This is a genomic window from Actinosynnema sp., assembly GCF_052038725.1.
On sequence record NZ_JBQGCX010001032.1, the window covers coordinates 1 to 1,670 of the forward strand.

Here is a 1,670-nt window from a genome sequence, read left to right on the forward strand (position 1 = left end):
GCCAGGGCGGCCGCGGGCGCGGACGAGGAGCACGAGCTGCTGACCGCGCCGGGGGTTCCGCTGCGGTGCTGCCTGCGGCGGGCCGGCGCGGAGGCGGTGGTGCTGTTCCGGTACCGGCCCGGCGCGGGGCGCGGGCCTTACGCGGAGGTGGGGCCGGTGTACGCGCACGCCGAGCGGTGCGCGGGGCCGGAGGTGGCGGACGGGGAGCTGCCGCTGTTCACCGCGCCCCGCGTGCTGCGGGCTTACACGGCCGAGGGGCGCATCCACGACGGGGTGCTGTCCGGGCCGGGCAGCGGGCGGGCGGACCTGGCGGCGCTGCTCGCGGACCCGGCCGTCGCGCGGGTGCAGGTGCGGTCGGCGACGCACGGCTGCTTCCTCTTCGAGGTCACGGGGTCCGCCGTGCGAGCATGAGCGGGTGCAGATCACCGTGGGCGTGGGAGCTGGGGCCGAGCACCTCGGGGTCGACCGGGTGGTCGACCTGGGACCGCTGCACCCCTCCGCGCACGGGGCGTACCGGCTGCGGCTGACCGTGCGGGACGACGAGGTGATCACCTCGGCCGAGCCGCTGGTCGGGCACCTGCACCGGGGCGCGGAGAAGCTGTTCGAGGTGCGCGACTACCGGCAGGTGCTGACCCTGGCGAACCGGCACGACTGGCTGGCGGCGTTCTGCAACGAGCTGGCCGTGGCGCTGGCGGTCGAGCGGATGACCGGGATGGACGTGCCGCCGCGCGCGCAGTGGCTGCGGGCGCTGCTGTGCGAGCTGAACCGGGTCATGGCGCACCTGGTGTTCCTGGCCCCGCTGACCGACCCGGTGGCGGCGGCACGGGGGCGGGAGGCCGTGCAGGCGGTGCTGGAGGAGGCGTCCGGCGGGCGCATCCACTTCATGGCCAACCGGATCGGCGGGCTGCGCGAGGACGTCCCGGCGGGCTGGGCGGAGCGGGTGGCGGGCGCGCTGGACGCGGTCGAGGTCCCCGAGGTGCCGACCGGCCTGGAGGGGCTGGGGGTGCTGAGCCGGGCGGACGCGCTGGCGCGGGGCGTCACCGGCCCGATCGGGCGGGCGTCCGGGGTGGACCTGGACCTGCGGCGCGACGACCCGCTGCCCGCGTACCGGGAGCTGGACGTGCGGCCGAGCGTGCGGGAGGGCGGCGACGCGCACGCCAGGGTCGCGTGCATGGTCGACGACCTGGCGCAGGCGGTGGCGCTGGCGCGCGAGTGTTTGCGCAGGCTGCCGGGCGGCCCGGTGAACCTGAGGCTGCCCAAGGCGATCAAGGCCCCGGAGGGGTCGGTGTACACGCGGGTGGAGGCGCCGCTCGGGGTGTCGGGGGTGCACCTGGCGTCGCGCGGGGAGAAGACGCCGTGGCGGTTGAAGCTGCGGACGCCGTCGTTCAACAACGTGCAGGCCCTGTCCGCGCTGCTGCCGGGAACCCCGGTGGCGCAACTCCCCCTGGTGCTCGGCTCGTTCGCGGTCGTCGTGGGCGACATCGACCGCTGAGCGGGCGCGTGGGGTGCGGGGTGCGGGGTGCGGGGTGCGCTGGCAGGAAACGCCCCCACGCAAGGACAACCCGCGCAGGAAACCGATACGGGGACCGGCCGGAGGCCGACAACACCACGCACAACCCGCTGACACCTATGGCATCCGGCCATCTACGGCATCCGGCCCGCCACACCCA

Annotated in this window: 2 protein-coding genes; both read left to right on the top strand. The window is 76.1% G+C overall.

The window, feature by feature from the left end:
- On the top strand, window positions 1–411 hold a 411-nt coding region (locus ACTUAL_RS21810), incomplete at its 5' end, for a DUF1203 domain-containing protein (RefSeq protein WP_440901547.1).
- Between the two features lie 4 nt (window positions 412–415).
- Window positions 416–1,492: an NADH-quinone oxidoreductase subunit D gene (locus tag ACTUAL_RS21815; protein WP_440901548.1), complete on the top strand. Its 1,077-nt coding sequence runs from the start codon at window positions 416–418 to the stop codon at window positions 1,490–1,492.
- The last annotated feature ends 178 nt before the right edge of the window (window positions 1,493–1,670 follow it).